This is a genomic window from Haloferax litoreum, from assembly GCF_009674605.1.
Lineage (GTDB): Archaea > Halobacteriota > Halobacteria > Halobacteriales > Haloferacaceae > Haloferax > Haloferax litoreum.
In genome coordinates, this window is record NZ_WKJO01000001.1 from 918,245 (window position 1) to 941,755 (window position 23,511).

At 64.4% G+C, this 23,511-nt stretch carries 26 protein-coding genes and 1 pseudogene; 20 read left to right on the top strand and 7 right to left on the bottom strand.

The window, feature by feature from the left end:
• The first annotated feature begins 17 nt into the window (after nucleotides 1–17).
• Nucleotides 18–1,145, top strand: a complete 1,128-nt coding sequence (locus GJR96_RS04825) for a 60S ribosomal export protein NMD3 (protein WP_151161894.1) — start codon at nucleotides 18–20, stop codon at nucleotides 1,143–1,145.
• Nucleotides 1,146–1,251: 106 nt separating this feature from the next.
• Here GJR96_RS04825 and GJR96_RS04830 read toward each other — a convergent pair whose 3' ends face one another.
• The 3 genes from GJR96_RS04830 to GJR96_RS04840 form a co-directional block, all read right to left on the bottom strand.
• Nucleotides 1,252–1,446, bottom strand: coding sequence for a DUF7317 family protein (locus tag GJR96_RS04830; protein ID WP_151161895.1), 195 nt, complete (start codon nucleotides 1,444–1,446; stop codon nucleotides 1,252–1,254).
• Nucleotides 1,447–1,941: 495 nt separating this feature from the next.
• The gene (locus GJR96_RS04835) at nucleotides 1,942–3,819 is read right to left on the bottom strand and encodes a helicase C-terminal domain-containing protein (protein ID WP_151161896.1); all 1,878 of its coding nucleotides are present in this window, start codon (nucleotides 3,817–3,819) and stop codon (nucleotides 1,942–1,944) included.
• A gap of 70 nt (nucleotides 3,820–3,889) precedes the next feature.
• Nucleotides 3,890–4,093: a DUF7561 family protein gene (locus GJR96_RS04840; protein WP_058571546.1), complete on the bottom strand. Its 204-nt coding sequence runs from the start codon at nucleotides 4,091–4,093 to the stop codon at nucleotides 3,890–3,892.
• Between the two features lie 111 nt (nucleotides 4,094–4,204).
• Here GJR96_RS04840 and GJR96_RS04845 point away from each other — a divergent pair, with 111 nt between their 5' ends.
• The 3 genes from GJR96_RS04845 (at nucleotide 4,205) to GJR96_RS04855 (ending at nucleotide 6,857) form a co-directional block, all read left to right on the top strand.
• Nucleotides 4,205–5,101: a YkgJ family cysteine cluster protein gene (locus GJR96_RS04845; RefSeq protein WP_151161897.1), complete on the top strand. Its 897-nt coding sequence runs from the start codon at nucleotides 4,205–4,207 to the stop codon at nucleotides 5,099–5,101.
• Nucleotides 5,102–5,149: 48 nt separating this feature from the next.
• Nucleotides 5,150–6,094 (top strand): NAD(P)H-binding protein, encoded by a 945-nt coding sequence (locus GJR96_RS04850; protein ID WP_151161898.1) that lies wholly within the window; start codon nucleotides 5,150–5,152, stop codon nucleotides 6,092–6,094.
• A 67-nt stretch (nucleotides 6,095–6,161) separates the two neighbouring features.
• Nucleotides 6,162–6,857 (top strand): DUF7530 family protein, encoded by a 696-nt coding sequence (locus tag GJR96_RS04855; protein ID WP_151161899.1) that lies wholly within the window; start codon nucleotides 6,162–6,164, stop codon nucleotides 6,855–6,857.
• A gap of 24 nt (nucleotides 6,858–6,881) precedes the next feature.
• Here the strand turns inward: GJR96_RS04855 and GJR96_RS18040 are convergent, their stop codons facing one another.
• A complete protein-coding gene (locus tag GJR96_RS18040) occupies nucleotides 6,882–7,058 on the bottom strand; it encodes a DUF5786 family protein (RefSeq protein WP_191965809.1) in 177 nt (58 codons plus the stop codon).
• Between the two features lie 147 nt (nucleotides 7,059–7,205).
• Between GJR96_RS18040 and GJR96_RS04860 the strand changes: the two genes are divergently transcribed.
• Nucleotides 7,206–8,210: a DUF5784 family protein gene (locus tag GJR96_RS04860; protein WP_151161900.1), complete on the top strand. Its 1,005-nt coding sequence runs from the start codon at nucleotides 7,206–7,208 to the stop codon at nucleotides 8,208–8,210.
• Between the two features lie 122 nt (nucleotides 8,211–8,332).
• Nucleotides 8,333–8,431, top strand: a pseudogene (locus GJR96_RS18475) (DUF6757 family protein); the annotation flags it as partial.
• Nucleotides 8,432–8,499: 68 nt separating this feature from the next.
• Here GJR96_RS18475 and GJR96_RS04865 read toward each other — a convergent pair.
• Nucleotides 8,500–8,784 carry a DUF5789 family protein gene (locus tag GJR96_RS04865; RefSeq protein WP_058571551.1) on the bottom strand — a complete coding sequence of 95 codons (285 nt, stop codon included), beginning with the start codon at nucleotides 8,782–8,784 and terminating at the stop codon, nucleotides 8,500–8,502.
• Nucleotides 8,785–8,916: 132 nt separating this feature from the next.
• Between GJR96_RS04865 and GJR96_RS04870 the strand changes: the two genes are divergently transcribed.
• Entirely contained in the window at nucleotides 8,917–9,711 is a 795-nt protein-coding gene (locus GJR96_RS04870; protein ID WP_151161901.1) for a PHP domain-containing protein, read from the top strand.
• A 73-nt stretch (nucleotides 9,712–9,784) separates the two neighbouring features.
• Nucleotides 9,785–9,949: a DUF6757 family protein gene (locus GJR96_RS18045; protein ID WP_191965810.1), complete on the top strand. Its 165-nt coding sequence runs from the start codon at nucleotides 9,785–9,787 to the stop codon at nucleotides 9,947–9,949.
• Between the two features lie 59 nt (nucleotides 9,950–10,008).
• Here GJR96_RS18045 and GJR96_RS04875 read toward each other — a convergent pair whose 3' ends face one another.
• Complete coding sequence (locus GJR96_RS04875) at nucleotides 10,009–10,521, bottom strand: DedA family protein (RefSeq protein WP_151161902.1); 513 nt, start codon at nucleotides 10,519–10,521, stop codon at nucleotides 10,009–10,011.
• 93 nt (nucleotides 10,522–10,614) lie between these two features.
• Here GJR96_RS04875 and hemB point away from each other — a divergent pair, with 93 nt between their 5' ends.
• From hemB to hemL, 7 genes are all read left to right on the top strand, one after another.
• Nucleotides 10,615–11,607 (top strand): porphobilinogen synthase, encoded by a 993-nt coding sequence (gene hemB, locus GJR96_RS04880; RefSeq protein WP_151161903.1) that lies wholly within the window; start codon nucleotides 10,615–10,617, stop codon nucleotides 11,605–11,607.
• Nucleotides 11,608–11,935: 328 nt separating this feature from the next.
• Nucleotides 11,936–13,330: an ammonium transporter gene (locus GJR96_RS04885; protein WP_151161904.1), complete on the top strand. Its 1,395-nt coding sequence runs from the start codon at nucleotides 11,936–11,938 to the stop codon at nucleotides 13,328–13,330.
• Complete coding sequence (locus GJR96_RS04890) at nucleotides 13,327–13,683, top strand: P-II family nitrogen regulator (RefSeq protein ID WP_151161905.1); 357 nt, start codon at nucleotides 13,327–13,329, stop codon at nucleotides 13,681–13,683. The genes GJR96_RS04885 and GJR96_RS04890 overlap by 4 nt, the downstream gene beginning before the upstream one ends.
• A 383-nt stretch (nucleotides 13,684–14,066) precedes the next feature.
• Nucleotides 14,067–15,437: an ammonium transporter gene (locus GJR96_RS04895; protein WP_151161906.1), complete on the top strand. Its 1,371-nt coding sequence runs from the start codon at nucleotides 14,067–14,069 to the stop codon at nucleotides 15,435–15,437.
• Between the two features lie 3 nt (nucleotides 15,438–15,440).
• Nucleotides 15,441–15,812: a P-II family nitrogen regulator gene (locus GJR96_RS04900; protein WP_151161907.1), complete on the top strand. Its 372-nt coding sequence runs from the start codon at nucleotides 15,441–15,443 to the stop codon at nucleotides 15,810–15,812.
• 263 nt (nucleotides 15,813–16,075) lie between these two features.
• Complete coding sequence (locus tag GJR96_RS04905) at nucleotides 16,076–16,765, top strand: CPBP family glutamic-type intramembrane protease (protein ID WP_151161908.1); 690 nt, start codon at nucleotides 16,076–16,078, stop codon at nucleotides 16,763–16,765.
• 32 nt (nucleotides 16,766–16,797) lie between these two features.
• Nucleotides 16,798–18,135: a glutamate-1-semialdehyde 2,1-aminomutase gene (hemL, locus tag GJR96_RS04910; protein ID WP_151161909.1), complete on the top strand. Its 1,338-nt coding sequence runs from the start codon at nucleotides 16,798–16,800 to the stop codon at nucleotides 18,133–18,135.
• 62 nt (nucleotides 18,136–18,197) lie between these two features.
• On the opposite strand, the gene GJR96_RS04915 is transcribed toward hemL, so the two are convergent.
• Nucleotides 18,198–18,587: a hypothetical protein gene (locus GJR96_RS04915; protein ID WP_151161910.1), complete on the bottom strand. Its 390-nt coding sequence runs from the start codon at nucleotides 18,585–18,587 to the stop codon at nucleotides 18,198–18,200.
• Nucleotides 18,588–18,702: 115 nt separating this feature from the next.
• Between GJR96_RS04915 and hemC the strand changes: the two genes are divergently transcribed.
• The 5 genes from hemC to GJR96_RS04940 all read left to right on the top strand — a co-directional run bounded on the left by hemC (nucleotide 18,703) and on the right by GJR96_RS04940 (nucleotide 23,443).
• Nucleotides 18,703–19,800 carry a hydroxymethylbilane synthase gene (hemC, locus tag GJR96_RS04920; protein ID WP_151161911.1) on the top strand — a complete coding sequence of 366 codons (1,098 nt, stop codon included), beginning with the start codon at nucleotides 18,703–18,705 and terminating at the stop codon, nucleotides 19,798–19,800.
• 1 nt (nucleotide 19,801) lies between these two features.
• Nucleotides 19,802–20,680: a uroporphyrinogen-III C-methyltransferase gene (gene cobA, locus GJR96_RS04925; protein ID WP_151161912.1), complete on the top strand. Its 879-nt coding sequence runs from the start codon at nucleotides 19,802–19,804 to the stop codon at nucleotides 20,678–20,680.
• A complete protein-coding gene (locus GJR96_RS04930; RefSeq protein WP_151161913.1) occupies nucleotides 20,677–21,420 on the top strand; it encodes a uroporphyrinogen-III synthase in 744 nt (247 codons plus the stop codon). Before cobA ends, GJR96_RS04930 begins: the two co-directional genes overlap by 4 nt.
• Entirely contained in the window at nucleotides 21,417–22,634 is a 1,218-nt protein-coding gene (locus GJR96_RS04935; RefSeq protein WP_151163911.1) for an MFS transporter, read from the top strand. Before GJR96_RS04930 ends, GJR96_RS04935 begins: the two co-directional genes overlap by 4 nt.
• 77 nt (nucleotides 22,635–22,711) lie before the next feature.
• Nucleotides 22,712–23,443: an enoyl-CoA hydratase/isomerase family protein gene (locus tag GJR96_RS04940; RefSeq protein ID WP_151161914.1), complete on the top strand. Its 732-nt coding sequence runs from the start codon at nucleotides 22,712–22,714 to the stop codon at nucleotides 23,441–23,443.
• Nucleotides 23,444–23,511 lie beyond the last annotated feature (68 nt).

The following is a 23,511-nucleotide window of genomic DNA, read 5'->3' on the forward strand; positions in this document are numbered from 1 at the left end:
ACGGACTAGACCCGCCAATGAGCGAATCTCGCGACTTCTGTCCCCGATGTGGGGACCCCATCCCGGAGCGGGACGACCCACTTCCCGGGATGCCTCGTGAACGAGACGACGTCGTCTGCGACTCGTGTTACTTCGAGGACTTCGACCTGGTCGACGCCCCCGACGAGGTACAGGTCCACGTCTGTGCGCAGTGCGGTGCAATCGAGCGCGGTAACCGATGGGTCGACGTCGGTGCCCGCGACTACACCGACATCGCCATCGAAGAGGTATCGAACTCCCTCGGCGTCCACCTCAACGCCCAAGAGGTCAGTTGGGGCGTCGAACCCGAGCAGGTCGACGAGAACAACATCCGGATGCACTGTCACTTCTCGGGCATCGTCCGCGGCACGCCAGTCGACGAGTCGATAGTCGTCCCGGTGAGCATCTCGCGAGAGACGTGCAAGCGCTGTGGCCGCATCGCCGGTGGGTACTTCGCCAGTCTCGTGCAGGTCCGCGCCGACGACCGGACACCGACGAAAGAAGAGGCCGAAGAGGCTATCGAAATCGCCGAGTCGTACATCGCAGAACGCGAGGAGAAAGGCGACCGAGACGCGTTCATCTCGAGTATCAAGCGGACACCAAACGGCCCGAACATCAAGATTTCGACCAATCAGATGGGAAGCGGCGTCGCCAAGCAAATCCGCGAACGTTTCGGCGGGACCATCGAGGAACACCCGACGCTCGTCACCGAAGACGGCGACGGGAACGAAGTCTATCGCGTCACGTTCGTCGCGCGACTCCCCCGCTACACCGCCGGCGACGTCATCGACCCGGAAGACGGCGACGGCCCCGTCCTCGTCAGGAGCAACCGTGGCCGCCTCAAAGGGGTTCGTCTCGCCTCCGGAGAAGACTACGAATCTGCCTTCGAAGACGGTGAACGACCGGACGCCGAGCACCTCGGGTCGGCAGAAGACGCCGAAGAGACCACCGTCGTCACCGTCGAAGACGAGTACGCGGTACAGGTCCTAGACCCCGTGACGTTCGAGTCGAAGACCATCCCACGACCGGACTACTTCGACCCAGACGCGGCGATGGTGCCGGTCTTGAAGAGTCAGTCGGGACTCCACATCCTCCCAGACGAAGCAGTCGAAGACGCAGACGAGTAAGCACCGACTGCTCGGGCGGACGAAACGCGGAGATTGTTCTAGAACAGTCGCTATCGAGTGTCAGCGCCGCGAGAACCAAGAGAACGGGGTCGAAGGGAGGGCCGAATCAGTCTGCACTCGCCGAGTGGTCGGTAGACGTTGCCGTAACGGGTGCATCGTCCTCGCGCACCGAGACGCCGTGGCGCTGGAGGGCGACGCGGAGTTCGTCCTCTGAGTACCCAGACCGGGTCGCCGCCTGTGAGAGCGTCAGTGTTCCACTACGATACAGTGTGATCGCCGTGGCGAGTGCGTTAGAGTGCATGACCGATATCCTCTCTTCAATCGCATTTGTGTTAACTATTTCGTGAGAAACCGTGTCAAAGACATAATTAAGGACAGTATAGATTTACGATTGTGGATCAAACATCGTTATCACACTCAATCTGACCAAGACCATTAACAATCATTGAAGATTTGTGTCGTAGCGACGGGAACCCTTGGACGGAGAGAGTATTTTAGTTGTTTTACGATATACTATCACATATTAATACGTTCCCGCCGGCGGCGGTTCGACCCGAACGTCACCGAGGGGGTTCCCGACAGGGTCGCTCACCGACGAACGCCCGTTCGTTCACTGGACATCGTCCGCACCGTAGCACCCGCTCACGCCGTTATCAGTCGCGCGAACCGGTGCAAAAGCGTTAATTACCGCATTCCCGAGGCAACGAACATGGACCGACAGCAATTCATCGCGCTGACGCTCGTGGCACTGATGATGGGGTCGACGCTGTTCTACGGGGTCAGTTTCATCCTGTAATCACTCGCCCCACACGTCAGAGAGCGGGTGACTATCTCGACTCTCGTCGTCGGAACCACCCGACTCAGAGCGATTGCGCCGAGTCGACTGTCCTCCACCCGTCCGAGTGCTGTTCGACCCCGACCCTCCGCTCCGACCACCGGACCGGGACTGCGAACGCTGCGATGACTGCCCGCCGAGGTTCGCACTGCCGAGACTCGAATGGTCGCCGCGGGCGTTGCTTCCGCGCCCGCCGGCGGCGACGGGGTCGAACTCGGGGAGGTCCGGTTTCGTCATCCGGTCGACCTGTTCTGCGAACCAGTCGGGCATGTCGTGGCGCGTCTTCTCGAACAACTGGAGGAGACTGCTGTCGGCGATGTAGGTGTCGCCGTAGTCGTCGGGGGCGCGGACGACCCGGCCACACGCCTGAATCACGGTCCGAAGGGCCGCGCGGCGGTACCACGACCACTGCCCGTCTTCGAGGCGGCGGGCGACGCGCGAGTCGTTCGTGTTGAGGTACGGTGCCTTACACAGCACCTGCCATCGACACAGGTCGCCCTTCAGGTCGAGTGCCTCTTCCATCTTGACCGAGAGGAACACCTCCGGGTCGTCGGTTGCTTTCCACGTCTCCAACTCGGCGTTACGGTTGTCCCTGTCGTGGCCGTGGATACGGTTTCCGAGGCCCATCTCGGCGAGACGGCGGCGTAGTTCCGCCTGAATCGCGTAGGAGTGGCAGTGAATCAGGCCCTTCTCGTCGGGATGTTTCGCCATCAGACGGACGACGAGTCGGGCGATTTTGGGGAGTGTCTCGTCGCGGTGCTCGTACGTCATCTTCCCCTGCGTCACGTCGTACAGCGGGCGGTTTTCGACCGGGAAGGTGTGTCCAACGTCCACGAGTGCGACGTTCGCGGGGTTCAATCCGACCGACCGACAGAACGCGTCTTTGTTCAGAATCGTCGCCGACAGGAGGGCGAACTTGTTTCCGCGGTCCCAGACGGTGTGCTGGAGGTACTTCGCCGGGTCGAGCGGTTTGATAGCGATGGGTGACCCCTCACCGTCGTGCTGGTCGACGACCCACGTCGTCGGACTCTGGGGGTCGCGGTAGTCTTCGACGAACCACTTGAGTTCCGAGCGGAGTTCCTGTAACCGGTCGCGGCGGGCGGCCTCCTCTGGAGTCAACTCGGCCTTCGTCAGTAACTCGTCTTTCGCACGCTTGCAGACGCCGACGAGCGTCTCGGCGAAGCGCGCGGCGCGTTCCACCGGGTCACCCGCCTCGGAGAGGTCCGGCACGCCGATGTCGTCCCACACCGGCACTGTCCGAGGTTTGAGGTCGATAGTCGCGTACATCTCGGCCCACTCGGCCAGTCCGTGCGCCTCGTCGATGACGACCACGTCGCGTTTGCGGAACACGTCAGACCCGGCGGTCTGCATGAAGTACGCGAGCGTCATCGCCGCAATCTGGCGGTTCGACGCGATGGCGCGGTCGGAGAAGTACGGACAGCGGTGTCGGACGGTGCAGTCGAATCCGCGCGTTCGGGCACACGGCGCACGGTCCACCGGCGTGTCCTCTTCACCCCGGATGATACAGTTGTAGTTCGACTTCCCGCGGATAATCTTGAGGTCCGAGAGCAAGTCGTCTTCGGCGACGTCGTCGAGTTGCGACACCTGTGGCGTGGTGTAGTACGCGTCCGTCGCCTCCGCGGGTGACGACTCTTCGACGGTCTGGGCCGTGCCCGCGATGGAGCGTGCGAGGAGGGACTTTCCGCTCCCGGTCGGAGCGCGAACCAGCACCACGTCCTTGCCGTCTTCGAAGGCGGCGCGAATGTCACGCAGGGCTTGCTCCTGATTGCCGCGGAAACTGGGGGCTGGGAACGAGTCGACGATGCGTGACGGGTCCACGATGGTTTCTGTCGGTGGGGAGGCCTAAATCCACCGCTCCCGGTCGAAAACGGCGAGGAGAGTCCGGGTCTTAGAGCGCGGCAACGTCTTCTGCGGTCGGTTCGCGGTCACCGGGCAACTGCTCCATGCACTCGAAACAGAGGAAGTGTTCCGACCCATCGACGAGTTCGAGCGTCATCCCGCCCGACGAGGAGGTTGGGAAGTTCCACAGGTCGCCGATGCCGCCGGCGATACGGACGCCCTTCCCACAGGCGTCGCACGGTTCAGAGGTCATACGACGAGTGAGGTGACGAAGCGCCAAAAGCACCCCGCCCAGCGCGACGTGTGCCACACAGACGACAGCGCGCCGGGAAGTTCATGTCGATAGGCGTATAACTTCTATGGCATGCGTGTCGACTGCGAAGGGTGTGCAGGATGTTGCGTCGACTGGCGACCAGTCTCGCCGCTCCCACTCGACCACGAGCGACGGGGACCACGTGCCCCACTCGACGACACGTACAACCTCGTCCCACTGACTCGCGACGAGATTCGGAACTTCGTCGACGCCGGCCTCGGCGACGTGCTCACGCCCCGTCTGTGGGAAGTCCCGTCCGGTGAGGGCGTCGAAATCGACGGGACCGAAGTGGCGACGATTGGCGGCAACCCGGCGTTCTTCGTCGGCATGCGCAAGCCGCCGAAACCCGTCGCCCCGTTCGACCTCGACAGGACGTGGCTCCGTGCCTGCACCTTCCTCGACCCCGAGACCCTCCAGTGTCGCATCCACGACACCGACCTCTACCCTGCCGAGTGTTCGGAGTACCCCGGACACAACCTCACGCTCGACCAAGAGACGGAGTGCGAACGAGTCGAGGAGTCCTACGGTGGCGAGCGTCTGCTCGACGAGACGCCGCCAGACGACCAGCACGGGTTGCTCCTCGGTCCACACGCACTCGGCGCGAAGGTGTTCGTCCACCCTGACCCGGCACGACTCGACGGCGTGATAGACCGACTCCAGCGTCGGTCGTTGACCCCGGAAGACAGGGCCGAGTTCGTCGGCGTCGCAGTCGGGTCGCATCCGGGGTCGGTAGAAGTAGACCAGACGCGCGCCCGAGACGCGCGTGAGCGCACGCTGAAGTCGGCGTCGTGGGGCGGCGAACTCGTCGACGAGTGGGAGGCAGTCGCCGCCACACTGGGGTCGGCGGCCGCAGATGCCCCACACCCTGACGACGTCGAAGTTGCTCGCGGTGCACCCGAGACACCGGGATGGGATACCATCCGGGCAGAGACAGGGCCCGAGGACTGAGAGAGACGCGACGAGAGTTTAACACCTTGCGCAGCGTCACCACACACCATGAGAGTTCTCGTGACCGGTGCGACCGGATTCGTCGGCCACTGTCTCGTTCCCGCCCTCCTCGACGCGGGTCACGACGTCGTCGCCTTCGTCCGCGACGCGAGTCGCTACACCGGGCCAACGGGGGCCGAGGTCGTCGAAGGCGACTTGCTCGACGCGGCGACGCTCGCGCCCGCCATGGAGGGCGTCGACGCGGCCTACTATCTCGTCCACTCGATGCGGTCCGGTGGCGACTTCGAAGAACGTGACCGACTCGCGGCCCGCAACTTCGTGGACGCGGCGGACGCAGCAGGCGTCGAACGTGTCGTCTACCTCGGTGGTCTGGGGGAAGAGCGAGACAGACTCTCGCCACACCTCCGGTCGCGACGCGAAGTCGAACATCTCCTCTCGTCGGGGTCGTTCGACCTCACCACACTCCGGGCGGCAATCATCGTCGGTGCCGGCAGCGCGAGTTTCGACATGGTTCGCCAACTCGCGAAGCGTCTCCCGGTGATGGTGACGCCGCAGTGGGTCGAGACGAAGTGCCAACCAATCGCCATCGACGACGTGGTCGCCTACCTCGTCGGCGTCCTCGACCATCCCGAGACGGCGGGCGAGACGTACGAAATCGGCGGCCCAGACGTGCTCACGTACCGTGACATGCTCCAGCGCGTCGGGACCCACCTCGGCCAAGCGCCGCGAATCGTCCCGGTTCCGGTGTTGTCGCCGCGCCTGTCGTCGTACTGGATTGGTCTCGTGACCGACGTGGACACGGACGTCGCGCGTCCCCTCATCGAGGGGCTAAAGAATCCGGTCGTCGTCACCGACGACCGCATCCGAGACATCGTCACGGTCGATTTGACACCGTTCGACGTTGCTGTCGAACAGGCCTTACACGAAGAGAGCGAGGAGGAACCGATTCGTATCGAACCCGCGACCGAAATGCCGTCACAGGCCGACGAGTGAGAAGCGGCGACACGTCACCCGTCGTGACAGTGTCGATTGATAAGCCACGGGTCCCTACGACGTGGATATGAACGACGCCCCGGAGTACGGTGAGACGTGGGTGTACGAGAGCATCGTCGGTGCGCTTCCGGGCGTCGATATCGGTGACGCGGGAGCCATCGCCCTCCAAATCGCCGTGTTCGAAGCCGCAGTCCTCGTCTTGGCGTGGGTGTACGACCTCTGGGCGGCGGCTATCGCAGGGACGGCGGCCATCGTCGTCGCCGCCGTGGGAAGTGTCGTGATGCTCCGCATGGGCGAGCGAACCCGCGCGGCCATGGTTCCCGCCCCGTATCGACGCCTCCTCTTCGGGTCGAGCATCGAAGTCGTCCTCGGCATCCTCGCGTTCGTCGCCCTCGTGACACACCTGTTCGTGTTCGACCCCCGGCAAGCGGGGACACCGCTCTTGACCGTGCTCTTCGGGCCGGAACCACCCGTCGTCGTCGTCTACCTGATGCTCCTCGTCCTCTGGGACCTCTGTTATCGCATCGGTACCTCGTGGTGGGCCGCCGTCGTCGGTCTCTGGGGTGCGGTCCGCTACCGCTTCGACGAACCAACTGCGCGAACGGTCCGGCGCGTGAATCTCCTCAACGTCGGGTTCGGCGTCGCGCAGGTGCTCGTGATTCCGTTTATTCTGGACCAACCGGTCTTGCTGGTCGCCGTCGGTGGGCACGTCGTCGCCGTGACTGTCGTCTCGGTGACGGCAGCGGCGCTCGTGCGAACGTGAGGCGCAGACAGGAAAGTGGTCGGCCTAATCGTCCGACTTCATCTGCTTGAACTGTTCGAGAAGCGCCTCCGTCGAATCTCCGGAGTCGTACTCGATAGAGCCGTGGTAGGTCGTCCGGTCGTCGTCGGTGCCGGGTTCGACCTGGCTCGTCATGCGTTCACGGCGTTCGTGTTCGGCTTCGTCGTAGGCACCCATTGACATGATACACCATACCGTGCGGAGGTGTACCACATATATCTATCGGAGATGTTCAGAGTATTGATACATATCCCCCGGACGTAACGATAGCGACGACAGAGACGAGCGCCGGCGGGAAAGGATAAAAACACCTGACGGACTACACCGTGTGTGGCACGCCCCCTTCGATTTCGCTATGCTCCCGGCCGGTGGGATATGTCGCGCGTCAACCGCGACGTCTACCAGCCGCTCGACGCCAACCTCGGTGCGACGATGAGCGCCCCGTGGTACGACCCACCCGACGGCTACGAGGCCCGTCGGTTCGACGTGGACAACGGTGATACGGCCCTCCTCGCGTGGACCGACGACCACGCGTACTGGCTCGGTAACACCGAGACACCGAGTTCGCTCTGGCGTACCGACAAAGAATCGTTCGACGAAGCACCCTTCGAGATATCTCGCTGGGCCCAGCGCGAATTCATCGCCGAACTGTTCGAGGAGTCACCGTGGCTGAAGCCCTACCCACACCTCTCGTGGTTCTTCCTGCCGGTGTTCCTCTCGAAAGACGGCCGCGAGACCACGCGCTCGTTCTTCTACGAACACGCGGCGGGGTTCCCCGACGCGACCCGCGACGAGGCACTCGAATTCTACGAGGACTTCTTCGCGACGGGCGTCCTCGACGAGTACCGCGAACTCATGGCCGGTAAACTCGGAACCTCTGAATACTTCGACCCGACGCGGATGGCCGCCGCGATGGGCGAGTTCGACGTGGCATACCTCCTGACGGAAGCGGGCTACGACATCACGCCTGAAATCGAAGTCGCGACGGGGCACTCTATCGACTTCCGCGCAGAGAACACCCGCGCCGGCGGTGCACTCATCGAAGTGACGCGCCCCCTCCCTCCGAATCGGCGCTCGGTCAGCAACCCAATCGCCGCGATTCGTGACACGGCACAGACGAAGACGAACGGAGAGGGCCAACTCGCCGAGCACGGCGGCGGTGTGACCCTCTTCGTCGACTGTTCGTCGTACCCCGACGACGATTGGTCCGCTATCATGGGCGAACAACCAGACGTTCGACACCGCCCAGCCGTCGTGTTCAGACTCCGTCCGTCGGGACACGTCGAGGGCTACTCGAAAGGGTCCGTTCCCGTGGACCTGCCGTGGCTTTCGTAGCGGGGTTGTCCCGTGACCGTTCCTCCCGGCGTTCGAACCGGACGTGACTGCGGTCGTGTCCAGAGAGAAAGACGCAGCGTAGCGAGTGCATAGCTACATCCGACATCCCCAGATAGACGGGTATGCAGTGTCACTACTGTGACCGGGAGGCCGCATACGCCCCCGAAAAAGACCACGTCAAGGTCGGCCTCTGCAAGCGGCACCTCCGCGAGCACTTCCAGTAGCGTGACGAGCCACTGGCTCAGGGGACTGAGTTACTGAGAAAATTATTCCACAGGGTTTCCGGTGCTTAGAAGGAGACCATTTCGGGGCCGTCCTCACCGAGCGGCGACGGGTCACGGTCGCTGTAGTACCGCCGACCGATTGCCTCGTGACCGACACCGGTGAAGAGGGCGTCGCGGACGTCCTGGGGGCACGTGTACGTCTCGTCACCGAGACGAGCGAGAATCTCTGCGACGGTCTCCTCGCCGTTCTGAAGCTCGATTACTTCGTCCCCGTAGTGTTGGGCGAAGTCGGTCGAGCTAGTCGGGTATTCGTGGCGATCGATGGCGTCGCCGAGTCCATTCAGGCGCATTACACCCAGACAAATCCGGACCACATCCTTAATGATTTTCCATGATTGTCCTTAGAGAATTGGTAGTCCTTAATCGTCCTTAATTATAGTTCGTGCGCAAGACTTGTTGCCTCCTCGGACCCACGACGACGCATGCACGACGACCCGCCGGTAGCGGACCTCCACCTCCATACGACCGCATCGGACGGTCGCCTCACCACCGACCGTCTCCCCGATGCGGCCCGCGCGGGCGGTGTCGACGTGGTGGCGGTGACGGACCACGACCGCTATCACCCGGAACTGGACGCGCCAGTCGTCGAGCGTGACGGCGTGGCCATCGTCCACGGCATCGAACTCCGCGTCGACGCCGGTGAACGTCGGGTCGACCTCCTCGGATACGGTGTCGAACGGCGCGCCGGACTCACTGCCGAAGTCGAGCGACTTCAGCAAAACCGGGTCGAGCGCGCGCGCAAAATCGTCGAGTACGTCGAAGAGACGACCGGCGTCCACCTCGATATCGACCTCCACGACGGTATCGGCCGACCACACATCGCGCACGCAATCGACACCAGCGACGCCCCGTACGACTATCAGGGGGCGTTCGACGAACTCATCGGCGCGGACGGACCGTGTTACGTTCCCCGGGACCTCCCGTCGTTCGACCACGGCGTGGGCGTACTGAACGATGCGTGCGCAGTCGTCGGCCTCGCACACCCCTTCCGGTACCGTGACCCGGCGGGCGCACTCTCCCTGTGTGCGGACCTCGATGCTGTCGAACGGTACTACCCGTACGGATACGAGACGGACGAGTCACTCGTCGACGACGCAATCGAGAAGTTCGACCTGTTCGCGACCGGCGGAAGCGACGCGCACGACGAGACGTTGGGCCGTGCTGGACCGCCAGAGTCGGCGTACAGTCAGTTTGCCGGTGAAATTCCCGGTCTCTAACTCGTTAGTCAGCTAATAACTCCGGATTACCCCGGGGCGTAGACTTAAATCCTGTGACGACTGATGGGCGGGTATGCAGTGTCACTACTGCGACCGTGAGGCCGCATACGCCGCCGAGAAAGACCACATCAAGGTCGGCCTCTGCGAGCGACACTTCCGCAAGCGCGTCGAGCAACTCGCCGAGTCAGAAGAACTCGCAAATTTGAAAGAGAAACTCGACATTAACCGAACGAAGTGAGTTCCTACCCACGGACGCACCCCCGCTAAGGACTGCCTACCGTCCTCCAAACGGTCACTTTACCCGACGACTCGCCCACCGAACACGAAGAGCACCGCGAGTGCAGTCTCGAACACCAGTGTCCCCGCAGCGGATAGCACCAGGAAACGCCGTGACGACATCTCTGCGAACCCCGCCGGCACGGTGAGCATCCCGCGCGTGAACAGCATCGCGTTGCTCGCGGGGACGACGAGTGGCCCCCATCGCTCGAACCACCCGTCGAATCGGTCGAGTTTGGACTCGTCGAGACGGAACCACGAACGAGAGACGAGGTACTCGCGCCCACCGTGCTTGGCGACCAAAAACAGGCCGTACTGCCCGACAGTCGCGCCGGCGACGGCGGTTGCGAGGATGGGGAACAGGTACTCTTCACCAATCAGCACCAGCGCTCCTGGAACGAGCAACTCGCTGGGCGCGATGTAGAGCAACATCGCACCTTCGAGTACGAACACCACGAAGAGGACGACGAACGCGACGTCCGACGTGAGGAGTTCGCGGAGGAATTCGGGGAGTTGGGGGACCACTGCGCGCATCGGTGCGAAGTAGTTCGACGGCGAGCATCGTCACTGTGGTGGTCTTCAGAGCGAGAGCGACGGCATTTTGCCACCGCCATTCGAAGGCACGGTATGGACCTCACCGACCGCCCGCGACGGCTTCGAACGGACGGGATACGGCCACTCGTCTCGGAGACGACACTGGCGGCGACGGACCTCGTCGCGCCCGTGTTCGTCGACGCGACGACTGACGAACGACTCCCAATCGAGTCGATGCCGGGCCACGAACGTGTCCCCGTCGACGAGGCGGCAGACCGTGTCGACGAGGTGCGCGAAACCGGCGTCGAGGCGGTCATCGTCTTCGGTATCCCGGAGACGAAAGACGCCGAAGGGTCGCGCGCGTACGCGAAAGACGGCGTCGTACAGGAGGCAGTTCGGCGCATCACCGCCGAGACGGACGCCTACGTCATCACCGACGTGTGTCTCTGTGAGTACACCGACCACGGGCACTGCGGGGTGCTGGAAGCACACGCAGAAGACGACCCAACGCTGACCGTCCAGAACGACCCCACGCTCGACTTGCTCGCGAAGACGGCCGTCTCGCACGCCGAGGCCGGTGCCGACATGGTCGCGCCGTCGTCGATGACCGACGGGATGGTCGGCGCAATCCGCGAGGGACTGGACGACGCAGGCTACGGTGACGTCCCAATCATGTCCTACGCCGCAAAGTACGAGAGCGCCTTCTACGGGCCGTTCCGCGACGCCGCAGACGGTGCGCCAGCCTTCGGTGACCGGCGACACTACCAGATGGACCCCGCCAACGCCCGCGAAGCGATGCGCGAAGTCGCCCTCGACGTCGAACAGGGCGCTGACGTGCTGATGGTCAAACCCGGATTGCCGTACCTCGACATCGTCCGCGCCATCCGCGAGAACTTCGACCACCCCGTCGCCGCGTACAACGTCTCGGGAGAGTACGCGATGCTCCACGCCGCCGCCGAGAAGGGCTGGTTGGACCTCGACGAAACTGCGTACGAGTCGTTGTTGTCGATGAAACGGGCGGGAGCGGACCTCATCATCACGTACTTCGCCGAACACGTCGCCGAGATGCTCTCTACGGACCGATAGCGGACCCGGGAGAGATACCGGAGACGGCACGCGGTACCGAGCGCGCGACGGCCAGAACGCCTATGCCCGGCAACATTTTCCTGAACGTTCGTCCACAGTTTGCCGAACAATCGTCTACAGAGTGGACGATATACAACCTTATATGCGTAATATTCTAGCCTATTTTGTTCGAGTGTCGTATTATGCCTGTTGAAAATTTACAACTTCAACCCCACACTTTATGTATTACCTCACCATGAAGCCGAACCGTGATGAAGCACCACAATCCACACGGATACGGTAGAAAAGTAGCCGATTGTTCAGTAGACAATCTTGGAGGTGGGCACACGTGACGCCACTGCAGGTCGACCCCGCAGTCGTCGCACAGGGGGTCAACTACGTCTGGATTCTCGTCGTGTCGTTCCTCATCTTCTTCATGCAGCCGGGGTTCGCGCTGCTCGAAGCAGGGCAGGTTCGCGCGAAGAACGTCGGCAACGTCCTGATGAAGAACATGACCGACTGGGCGCTGGGCGTCTTGGTCTACTTCATCGTCGGTGCGGGCGTGGCGACAATCGTCGGTGGCCTCACCTCGCCGGGTGGCTTCGACCCCGTCGCCGCGTTCTCCTACATCGGTGACTCCGGTGCGTGGATCGATTGGCTCTTCGGTGCCGTCTTCGCCATGACCGCCGCCACCATCGTCTCCGGTGCCGTCGCAGAACGCATGGACTTCCGCGCGTACATCGTCTTCGCGGCGACCATCACGGGCTTCATCTACCCCGTCGTGCAGGGACTGACGTGGTCCGGTGGCCTCCTCTCCGGAAGCGGCTACCTCGGTGCCGTGCTCGGCGTCGGGTACCTCGACTTCGCTGGTGCGACTGTCGTCCACATGTGCGGTGGCGTCGCCGGCCTCGTCGGCGCGAAAATGGTCGGTCCACGTAAGGGTCGCTTCGACGCGAACGGGAACAGCCAGCCCATTCCGGGCCACTCGATGCTGCTCGCCGTCCTCGGCACGCTCATCCTCGCGTTCGGCTGGTACGGCTTCAACGTCGGCACGCAGGCGACCGTCCTCGCGACCACCGAAAGCGGTGGACTCGAATTCATGGGTGCCGCACTCGGCCGCGTCGCCCTCGTGACCACGCTCGGTATGGGTGCCGGCGCAGTTGCCGCGATGCTCGTCTCGACCAGCTACCAGGGCAAGCCAGACCCACTTTGGATGGCAAACGGTCTGCTCGCTGGCCTCGTCGCCGTCACCGGCGCTGTCCCCCACGTCACGTGGTGGGGCGGCCTCATCCTCGGCGCGCTCGGCGGCGCAATCGTCCTGCCCGCCTACCGCTGGACCGTCGACTCGCTGAAGATAGACGACGTGTGTGGCGTCTTCGCCGTCCACGGCGTCGCAGGTGCGGTCGGCACGGCCCTCATCCCGGTGTTCGCCGTCAGCGGATTCTCCGCGACGCAACTGGTCATGCAGGTCGCCGGTGTCGGCATCATCGCCCTCTGGACCATCGTCGCCTCGGCAGTCGTCTTCGCGATTGCCGACGCCATCTTCGGCCTCCGCGTCTCGGAAGAAGAAGAACTCGAAGGCCTCGACGTCGGCGAACACGGCGTCTCGGTCTACCCCGAGTTCGTCGGCGACTCAGGACCAGACCGTGGTCTGGGAACGCCGACCGCGACGGACGGTGGAACCGACGTGCGCACTGACGGCGGCCACACCGAAGAAGCGGCCAACGGAGGTGACGACCAATGAGCGAGGACGAGGGAATCAAGATGGTGATGGCCATCATCCGCCCCGACAAACTCGCCAACGTGAAGACGGCACTCGCCGAAGTGGGTGCACCGTCGCTCACCGTCACGAACGTCTCCGGCCGCGGGTCCCAACCCGCGAAGAAAGGGCAGTGGCGCGGCGAAGAGTACACCGTCGACCTCCACCAGAAGGTCAAAGTCGAGTGCGTCGTCGCCGACATCCCGGCCGGAGACGTGGTCGACGCCATCGCCGACGCCGCCCACACGGGCGAGAAGGGTGACGGGAAGATATTCGTCATCCCCGTCGAAGAGGCAGTCCAAGTCCGCACCGGCAAGGAGGGGAAACCGGCAGTCTGAGCGACTAACCAGCCGATAACGACACCTTTCGCCGCCGCACACGTGGGCTGTTTCCACCGCGCACGCGGCAGCACACCCGCTGGGGGTCTCGATTCTGTCCCGACCCTCCCATAACTTTTCTTACACTACATGCGTCGAATTGTGCGGCAACATTTGTCCAATTAGTACCCACCTTACGACCTTAAACAACTCATACTCCATTTTAAAGCGGACATATGTCTTCCACACAGAGATTATATGGACATATGTCAACACGAATGGTTATGTACCTTCATGTGGTTACAATCTCTCATGATTCGCGAGACATTCGGTCGCGAATCGAGCACCAACATGAACGACTGTCCACTCGAACCTCAGTTCGAATCGTCTATCGGAGGAACCGTATGCTGACCGCCCTGCAGACAGACCTCGCCTCGGTCGTCGAAGGTGTGAACCTCGTGTGGGTTCTCACCGTGACGTTCCTCATCTTCTTCATGCACGCCGGATTCGCCATGCTCGAAGCCGGACAAGTGCGTGCGAAGAACGTCGCCAACCAACTCACGAAGAACCTGCTGACGTGGAGTATCGGCGTCATCGTGTTCTTCCTCTTGGGCGCCGCCGTCTCGTCCATCATCGCGGGCGTCACCGGCGGCCCGTCGACGACGATTACGAGTGCCTTCATGGGCCTCTACGCGCCCGACGCCGCGGCGACGACGGCGTGGGTCGATTGGCTCTTCGGCGCTGTGTTCGCCATGACCGCCGCAACCATCGTCTCCGGTGCCGTCGCAGGCCGCGCGAGACTCCGCGCGTACCTGACGTACACCATCTTCATCGCGGGCGTCATCTACCCCGTCGTCGTCGGCGTCACCTGGGCCGGTGGCTTCCTCGGGGGACTCGGCTTCCACGACTTCGCCGGCGGCATGATCGTCCACGGGATGGGCGGCATCGCCGGCCTCACCGCCGCGTGGCTCATCGGCCCGCGGATGAACCGCTTCAACGCCGACGGGAGCGCGAACGTCATTCCCGGCCACTCAATCACGTTCGCCGTCCTCGGCACACTCATCCTCGCGTTCGGCTGGTACGGTTTCAACGTCGGGACCGCCGCCGCGCCTCTCGCGTACGCTGACGGCGCAGTGACCCTCGGGTCGTTCGCCTACGTGGGTCGCGTCGCCCTCGTGACCACCCTCGGCATGGCCGCCGGCGCAATCGGTGCCGGTGGCGTCGCCATGTACAAGACCGGGAAGGTGGACACGCTCTACGTTGCGAACGGCCTCCTCGCCGGTCTCGTCGGTGTCACCGCCATCGCGGACGACATCGTCTGGCCCGGTGCCCTTGTCGTCGGCCTCCTCGCCGGCATGCAACTCCCCATCGTCTTCGAGTTCGTCGAAAAACGCCTCCGCATCGACGACGTGTGTGCGGTCTTCCCCGTCCACGGGTCCGCTGGCGTCCTCGGGACACTGCTGTACCCAGTGTTCGCCATGCCGGTCTGGCACGGTGGGGCCTCGGTCGTCTCGCTCGCTATCCCGCAGATTGTCGGCGTCGGCGTCATCGCCGTCTGGACGTTCGCCGCCACCGCGGCAATCTTCGGTGCCTTCCGCGCCGTCGGACAAGCCCGCGTCTCCCCCGACCACGAGCGTCAGGGTCTCGACACGGCCGAACACGGCGTCGACACCTACCCCGAGTTCGGGTCGCCCGACGCCGACACCGGCATCCGCGCGGACGGGTCGGGCATTCCCCACGGGGATGGATTCATGACGACGGGGAAGGAGGACTGAGCCATGAGTGACACTGACCTGCCGAACGACGGCGGTATCAAACTCGTCATGGCCATCATCCGCCCCGACAAACTCGCCGACGTGAAGACGGCGCTCGCCGAGGTAGGCGCACCGTCGCTCACTGTCTCGAACGTCTCCGGCCGCGGGTCCCAACCCGCGAAGAAGAGCCAATGGCGCGGCGAAGAGTACACCGTCGACCTCCACCAGAAGGTCAAAGTCGAGTGCATCGTCGCCGAAATCCCGGCAGAAGACGTGGTCGACGCCATCGCCGACGCCGCCCACACGGGCGAGAAAGGCGACGGGAAGGTGTTCATCCTCCCCGTCGAGAGCGCGGTGCAGGTCCGAACCGGGAAGACCGGTCGCGACGCGGTCTGAGGGCGTCGACGACGCGGTACTCGCCGCGTCGATGAATCACGACGTCGGCTTTCTCGGCCACCACGGCCGTCTCGGCAACTTCAGTCCACAGAACCGTCTCGACCGCCTCAATCGGTGATATTCTCGTTCACTGAGAGGCGAAGTACCTATATCTACACAACCGAAGAAGCCGGTAGCCCCCACCACCGGGGCGGAGGCCGAACCCACGCGAAACCATTTTTGGACTCTAGACTAAGCGACGTGACGATGAACGGTGTCCCGCTGTGTTGAGTGTCGAAGTTCTCGGTGGTCTCTTCATCGCCCTCGCCGGGGTGTCACTCGTCGGCGTCGCCATCGACCGGTACGTCCCCGACCCCGGCGACCCGCGCGCGGACCTCGTCCTGAGTGACACCGGGAAGTGGGGCGTCTTTCTCACGCTCTGTGCGTACGTCGTAGTCGTCGAAGGACGGCCACTGTCGTCGCTCACCGGGCGCACACTCGACCCACTCTCGTTCGTCGCAGTCGTCGGTGGCGGCGTCTTCGTCCTCTTCGCGGCGAGCGTGCTGACTGCGCCCGTCTTCGACCGAGTCGGCATCGGTGACCTCGGCGATGGCATGTCGCAACTCGCGTCGCTGTCGGTTCGACACCGCCTGCTGGTCGCGTTCACCGCCGGTGTCACCGAAGAAGCGCTGTTCCACGGGTACGCCATCGAGCGACTCCTCGAAGCGACCGGCAGTCCGCTTCTCGCTGGAAGCGTGTCGTTCGTCGCATTTACCGCGAGTCACGCCCTCGGGTGGGACCGTGGCGCAGTCGCCCGCATCGCGGTCCCTGCGTTGCTGACGACGGTCATGTACCTCCTCGTGCGCGACGTGGTGGCCCTGATGGCAATCCACGCACTCAACGACGCCGCCGGGTTGCTGTTGGCGAGACGGATACAGGACTCGAGCGACGCGGCAGACAGCGCGACCCAGTAAGGTCTTTGCCGCGAGGGTTCGAACCGCCGCGCATGAGACACGACGAGTCGCGTACGTTGTACGACCGAGCGCTGTCGGTTCTCGCCGGCGGCGTGAATTCCTCGGTTCGGGCGACGAAGCCCTACCCGTTCTTCGTCGAACGTGGCGACGGCGCGCACGTCATCGACGCCGACGGGAACCGGTACATCGACTACGTGATGGGCTACGGGCCGCTTCTGTACGGCCACGACGCCCCGGAACCCGTGCAAGCGGCCGTGCAGAAGCACGCCGCGGCGGGCCCGATGTACGGTGCACCGACCGAGATAGAAGTCGAACACGCGGAGTTCGTCGCACGGCACGTCCCGTCCGTCGAGATGATTCGCTTCGTCAACTCCGGCACGGAGGCGACTGTCTCCGCGGTTCGCCTCGCGCGCGGCGTCACCGGACGCGACAAAATCGTCGTCATGCAGGGCGGCTATCACGGCGCGCAGGAGTCGACGCTGGTCGAGGGCGGCCCCGAGAGCGTCCACCCGAGTTCGCCCGGCATCCCGTCGTCGTTCGCCGAACACACGATTCCCGTCCCGTTCAACGACACCGAGACGATTCACGAGGTGTTCGAAGAACACGGTGAAGACATCGCCGGGGTGCTGGTCGAACCCATCCTCGCGAACATGGGCATCGTCCACCCGGTCGATGGCTACCTCCAGACGCTCCGCGACGTGACCGAGGAGTACGACTCACTCCTCATCTTCGACGAGGTCATCACCGGGTTCCGCGTCGGCGGCCTCCAGTGCGCGCAGGGCAAGTTCGGCGTCACGCCGGACCTCACGACGTTCGGGAAGATTATCGGCGGTGGGTTCCCCGTCGGCGCAATCGGCGGCACGGCCGAACTCGTCGAGCAGTTCACCCCCGGCGGCGACGTGTTCCAGTCCGGAACCTTCTCGGGCCACCCTGTCACGATGGCCGCGGGCCACGAGTATCTGAAGTACGCCGCCGAGAACGACGTGTACGAGCACGTCAACCGCCTCGGCGAGAAACTCCGCACGGGCATCTCGGACATCCTCGAAGACCAGGCACCCGAGTACACCGTCGTCGGTACCGACTCGATGTTCAAGACCGTCTTCACGCGCCACGGACCCGCCAACCGGTCGGACCTGTGTGAGAGCGGGTGTGAACAGCGTGAATCGTGCAACCGCTTCGACTACTGTCCGAAGACCGCTGCCGACGTGGCGAAGGCGGAGACGGACCGCTGGGAGCGCGTCTTCTGGCAGGAGATGAAAGACCGCGGCGTCTTCCTCACCGCGAACCAGTTCGAGTCGCAGTTCGTCTCGTACGCCCACACGGACGAGGACATTGAGCAGACGCTCGAAGCGTACAAAGAAGCCCTCTGACACGGAGGGCGACGCAGTCGGTCGTATAATACTTCATTAACGCTACATCTCGACGTTCGGCTTCAGTCCACTCGGAGTCTCGCTTCTGCCGCGCGCCACAGCGGTGGATAGGCGAGTCCGACGCCCAGACCGAGGCCGACACCCCACGCGACGACGATTCCGACGGCGTTCCCGTCCAATTCGAAGAACACGAGCGCCGTGATGAAGACGACCAGCGTGACGAGGCCGACGAGCCACACCCGAACGACGAGGCGGAGGCGAAGTGGGCGAATCCACGACAAGGCGGCCCCTGCCGCGCCGGCGAGAACGTAACCGAGCCATCTCGGTGCGTCGTAGCCGAGGATGGGAAGGAGCACGTCGAGCGGACCGAACAGCGGGAGCAACCCGAAGAAGAGGAGCGCGATGACGACGAAGTCACCGACCTGCTGGCCGACCGAATCGAGAGAGGGCATTGCGGGAACCGTAGTGCGGGCCGAGTATGCGTCTTTCCCCTGCGTGGTGCGTCAGGACCCGACACGACGGCGACGAACTGGAGGGCTTTTCAACGCGGACGCCAGACAACAGCGTATGACTACACGGACGCTGCGACTGGCGACGCGGGGGTCGGCGCTCGCTCGCGCACAGGCTTCGAGCGTACAGGAGGCGCTCGGAAGCCGACGACTCGACGTCGAACTCGTCGAAGTCGAGACCGAGGGAGACCGGATTCAGGACGAACTCATCCACCGACTGGGCAAGACGGGTGCGTTCGTTCGCGCGCTCGACGAACGCGTTCTCGCCGGCGACGTCGACGCGGCGGTCCACTCGATGAAGGACATGCCGACCGAGAAGCCCAACGACCTCGTCGTCGCGGGCGTTCCCGAACGCGCACCCGCGGGCGACGTCCTCGTGACCCCTGACGGGAAAGACATCGACGAACTCCCCGAGGGAGCAGTCGTCGGCACCTCGTCGCTCCGCCGGCAGGCGCAACTGCAGAACTACCGCGAGGACCTCGAAGTCGCGGCACTCCGCGGCAACGTCGACACGCGCGTCGAGAAGTTGCTGGCGACGAGTCTCCAGCGAGAACACGAAGCGCGCATCGACGACGACGAAGAACGGAAAGGCAAGCACGGAAAGACCGACCACGAGAGCGAGTTCGACCAGCGACCCGACGAGTGGTTCGATAGCCTCAGCGAACTCGAACGCCAGGCGATGGGCCGAAAAGTCGAGACGGAGTACGACGCCATCGTCCTCGCAGAAGCGGGCCTCAAGCGTAGTGGCCTCGCCGACAAAGTCGAATACCAGCGTCTCGAGCGAACGTCGTTCGTCCCCGCGCCCGGGCAGGGAGCCATCGCCGTGACGGCCTCGGACCCGGAGATTATCGACCTCGTCCACGACAAACTCGACCACCCGCGGACTCGCGTCGAGACCACCGTCGAACGGACCATCCTCGCCGAACTCGGCGGCGGGTGTATCGCACCGGTCGGCGTCCACGCCCTCCTACAGGGCGAACACGTCCACGTGGACGTGCAGGTGCTCGCAACCGACGGGTCGGAAGCCATCAAGACGTCCCGCAACCTGCCGGTCGGCAACCACGCGAACGCCGCCCGCGACTTCGCGGCCGACCTGAGTGAACGCGGTGCCGGCCAACTGGTCGAAGACGCCCGGAAGGAAGCAGAGGAGGAGTAAGATGCCGGGAGCGGACGAGACGACAGAGTCCGGTTCCGCATCGACTGACGCCGATTCCGTCGGTGTCGTCCACCTCGTCGGTAGCGGTCCGGGCGACCCGGAGCTGCTCACGATGAAGGCCGCGCGCCTCATCGACGAAGCGGACGTCGTCCTCCACGACAAACTGCCCGGCCCGGAGATTCTCGGGATGATTCCGCCGGAGAAGCGCGAAGACGTGGGCAAGCGCGCCGGCGGCGAGTGGACGCCACAGGAGTACACGAACGCGCGGATGGTCGAACTCGCCCGCGAGGGCAACGAAGTCGTCCGACTGAAAGGCGGCGACCCGTTCGTCTTCGGGCGCGGCGGCGAGGAGATGGAACACCTCGCCGAGAACGGCATCCCGTTCGATATCGTGCCGGGCATCACCTCGGCCGTCGCCGGTCCGGGGTCGGCAGGCATCCCCGTCACCCACCGCGACCACGTCTCGTCCGTCTCGTTCGTCACCGGACACGAAGACCCGACGAAAGCGGAGTCGGCAATCGACTGGCACGCCCTCGCCGCGACGGGCGGGACGCTCGTCGTCCTCATGGGCGTCGGCAAACTGCCGCTGTACACCGCCGAACTCCGCGACGCTGGCATGGACGGTGACACGCCCGTTGCCCTCATCGAACGCGCGACGTGGCCCGAGATGCGCGTCGCAACCGGCACCCTCGACACCATCGTCGAGGCACGCGACGAGGCGGACATCGAACCGCCGGCAATCACCGTCATCGGTGACGTCGCGGCGACCCGTGACCGGGTCAAATCGTTCCTGCACGGCGGCGGTGTCGACGCGCTGGCCAACGCTGCATCGACCGACGACGTGAAGGAGAGCGGCGACGAGGAGGCACACGACGAATGAGCCAACAGGTTCGTGCCGCCGTCTTCCGCCCCGACGACGACCGTATCGACGCGGCGGTCGAACTGCTGGAGTCGCTCGGTGCGACGCCCGTCGCCGACCCGATGCTGGCCGTCGAACCGACCGACGCCACGCCCGAACCCGCCGAGTACGTCGTCCTCACGAGCAAGACCGGTGTCGAACTGCTCGCAGAGGCCGGGTGGGAACCGGGCGACGCAGTCCTCTGTTGTATCGGACCCGCCACCGCCGCCACCGCCCGTGAGGCCGGGTGGACCGTCGACCGTGTACCCGATGAGTACACCTCCGCAGGGCTGGTCGAACACCTCGCGCCCGAAGTGTCGGGCACGACGGTCGAAGTCGCCCGGAGCGACCACGGGAGTCAGGTTCTCCTCGATGGCCTTCGGGATGCGGGCGCAGACGTACACGAAACCGTCCTCTACCGCCTCGTCCGCCCCGAAGGGGCCGGGAAGTCGGCCGTCATGGCCGCCGACGGTGACCTCGAAGCGGCCCTGTTCACCTCGTCGCTCACGGTCGAACATTTCCTCGACGCCGCCGACGAGCGTGGCATCCGCGAGGACGCAATCGCTGGGCTGAACGCGGCCATCGTGGGCGCAATCGGCGCTCCGACACGGGAGACTGCCGAATCGCTCGGTATCGACGTCGACGTGGTCCCGAGCGAGGCGACGTTCGAAGCACTCGCGTGCGACGTCGTGGAGACGGCGGCACCGACGTATCACGAGTGACGGGGGCGCGCCGCCACGACTCGGGTACGAGTGCGACACGTGCGTCGGAAACCGAGGGGTCGTGGCGCGCCGTCGCAACCGTCGCCGGGTGGCAGACGGCCGCCAGTCTCTGTTACTACACCATCTTCGCCGCGACGGGGTTCGTCCGCGAGGCGTTCTCGCTGTCCGAGTCACTCGTCGGGGTCTTTCTCACCGCCGGTCTGCTCGGGTACACGCTGTTCTTGTTCCCAAGCGGTGCGGCAGTCGATGGCTACGGCGAAAAACCGGTGATGGTCGTCGGTCTCGCCGCACTCGCCGTCGCCCTCGTCGGCGTCTCGTTCGCGCCGTCGTACGCACTCTTGTTGGGGACCGCCGGTCTGCTCGGTGCGGCCTACTCGACGGCGATGCCCGCGTCGAACCGCGGCATCGTCGACGCCGCGCCCGCCGGGAGCAAGAACCTCGCGATGGGGCTGAAGCAGGTCGGCGTCACCGTCGGGAGCGGTGCCTCGTCGCTCATCGTGACGGGCATCGCCGTCGTCGCCGCGTGGCAAGTCGGGTTTTGGCTCATCGCCGTCGTCGCCTTCGGGTACGCACTCCTGTTCGCTGCCCGCTATCGAGGGAGTCCTGGAACCGGCCGCCTCGAACGCCCGCGACTCGCAGGATTGGGTGACAACCGAGCCTACGTCGCACTCGTCGCCGCCGCGTTGTTCATCGGCGCGTCCATCTTCTCGATGCTCGGTTACACCGTCCTCTACGTGCAGGACGTCGTCGGAACGGGTCCAGCACTCGCGGGTGGCGTCCTCGCGGCGACGCAAGTCACCGGGAGCATCGGACGAATCGGTGCGGGAAGTCTCGCCGACCGACTCGGCGGGGCGCGCGGCGCGGCGACTGTCGCACTCGTCCAACTCGCAGGTGCAATCGCCCTCTTCGGCCTCCTCGCGTGGTCGGGCGGGTCGCTGGTCTTCACTACACTCGTGTTCGTCGCCCTCGGCCTCACTATCCACGGGTCGACTGGCGTGTTCTACTCCTGTCTGAGCGGCGTCGTCGACGACGACGATATCGGCGCGGCGACCGCCGGCGGACAGACCGCGCTCAACACGGGCGGACTGCTCGCGCCACCGCTGTTCGGCATCGTCGTGGAGTCGGTTGGCTACGGGGCCGGGTGGGCGCTCGTCGCAGTCTCCACCGTGGCGGCGGCGAGTCTGCTGTTCGTCGTCACGCGGCGTCTTCGATGACGTGACTCGCAGCGAGTACCGACGACTGTCACATGTGAACCCCCAGACTATTCTCGCTCGTCTGCGCACTGTGTGTCATGTTACGATACGACACTCGCGGCGACGCCAGTTGGCTGACGCTCGACCGACCCGAGAAGATGAACGCCCTCCACCTCAAGGGGTGGCAGGAGCTCCGTGACGGTCTCGACCGGGCGGCAGACGAGTCGCGGGTCGCAGTCCTCACGGGGGTCGAAGACGTGTTTTGCGCCGGTGACGACATTGCGCTCATCGAAGGCGCGGAGACAGCAGACGACGTAGAAGAACTCACCGACTGCCTCTACGACGTACTGTTCGGCATCGAGTCGCTGGACGTTCCGGTCGTCGCGGCGGTCAACGGCCTCGCCTACGGCGGGGGGTGCGAACTCGTCGCCGCGTGTGACCTCGCCGTCGCCGTACCGGACGCCACGTTCGCGCTCCCCGAGACGACAATCGGCGCGTACCCTCCCTACGCAGTCGAACGCGTGGCCGAAACCGTCGGCAAGAAGCGACTCATGGAACTCGCGCTGATCGGTGACCCAATCGACGCGGACCGGGCGGCCGAGTGGGGACTCGTCAACCGCGTCGTCCCGGACGACGAACTGGAAGCGACGGTCGGCGAGTTGGTCGAGTCCATCGCCACGTCGCCGCGGCGTTCGACTCGGCTGGCGAAACGACACGCGGCAGTCGGCGCGGCCAATCCGGGCACCCGTGAGCGCATTCGCGGTGCCTTCCAAGAGATTCGTGCCGACGACGAGTGCCGGGCGGCGACGCGGCGGTTCTTCGAGCGATAATCCACAGCACGGGAATCGAGAGTCCCCCACGCCCTCCAACGAAGGTTTTTGTACGAACACGAGACCAC

Coding starts and splice junctions, on each gene's coding strand:
- GJR96_RS04870 (WP_151161901.1), top strand. CDS start 8,917: ATGCACGACGACCCGCCGGTAGCGGACCTCCACCTCCATACGACCGCA.
- hemC (WP_151161911.1), top strand. CDS start 18,703: ATGACTACACGGACGCTGCGACTGGCGACGCGGGGGTCGGCGCTCGCT.
- GJR96_RS04930 (WP_151161913.1), top strand. CDS start 20,677: ATGAGCCAACAGGTTCGTGCCGCCGTCTTCCGCCCCGACGACGACCGT.
- GJR96_RS18040 (WP_191965809.1), bottom strand. CDS start 7,058: ATGTCAATGGGTGCCTACGACGAAGCCGAACACGAACGCCGTGAACGC.
- GJR96_RS04830 (WP_151161895.1), bottom strand. CDS start 1,446: ATGCACTCTAACGCACTCGCCACGGCGATCACACTGTATCGTAGTGGA.
- GJR96_RS04940 (WP_151161914.1), top strand. CDS start 22,712: ATGTTACGATACGACACTCGCGGCGACGCCAGTTGGCTGACGCTCGAC.
- GJR96_RS04915 (WP_151161910.1), bottom strand. CDS start 18,587: ATGCCCTCTCTCGATTCGGTCGGCCAGCAGGTCGGTGACTTCGTCGTC.
- hemL (WP_151161909.1), top strand. CDS start 16,798: ATGAGACACGACGAGTCGCGTACGTTGTACGACCGAGCGCTGTCGGTT.
- GJR96_RS18045 (WP_191965810.1), top strand. CDS start 9,785: ATGCAGTGTCACTACTGCGACCGTGAGGCCGCATACGCCGCCGAGAAA.
- GJR96_RS04875 (WP_151161902.1), bottom strand. CDS start 10,521: ATGCGCGCAGTGGTCCCCCAACTCCCCGAATTCCTCCGCGAACTCCTC.
- GJR96_RS04825 (WP_151161894.1), top strand. CDS start 18: ATGAGCGAATCTCGCGACTTCTGTCCCCGATGTGGGGACCCCATCCCG.
- GJR96_RS04840 (WP_058571546.1), bottom strand. CDS start 4,093: ATGACCTCTGAACCGTGCGACGCCTGTGGGAAGGGCGTCCGTATCGCC.
- GJR96_RS04850 (WP_151161898.1), top strand. CDS start 5,150: ATGAGAGTTCTCGTGACCGGTGCGACCGGATTCGTCGGCCACTGTCTC.
- GJR96_RS04855 (WP_151161899.1), top strand. CDS start 6,162: ATGAACGACGCCCCGGAGTACGGTGAGACGTGGGTGTACGAGAGCATC.
- GJR96_RS04845 (WP_151161897.1), top strand. CDS start 4,205: ATGCGTGTCGACTGCGAAGGGTGTGCAGGATGTTGCGTCGACTGGCGA.
- cobA (WP_151161912.1), top strand. CDS start 19,802: ATGCCGGGAGCGGACGAGACGACAGAGTCCGGTTCCGCATCGACTGAC.
- hemB (WP_151161903.1), top strand. CDS start 10,615: ATGGACCTCACCGACCGCCCGCGACGGCTTCGAACGGACGGGATACGG.
- GJR96_RS04865 (WP_058571551.1), bottom strand. CDS start 8,784: ATGCGCCTGAATGGACTCGGCGACGCCATCGATCGCCACGAATACCCG.
- GJR96_RS04890 (WP_151161905.1), top strand. CDS start 13,327: ATGAGCGAGGACGAGGGAATCAAGATGGTGATGGCCATCATCCGCCCC.
- GJR96_RS04895 (WP_151161906.1), top strand. CDS start 14,067: ATGCTGACCGCCCTGCAGACAGACCTCGCCTCGGTCGTCGAAGGTGTG.
- GJR96_RS04900 (WP_151161907.1), top strand. CDS start 15,441: ATGAGTGACACTGACCTGCCGAACGACGGCGGTATCAAACTCGTCATG.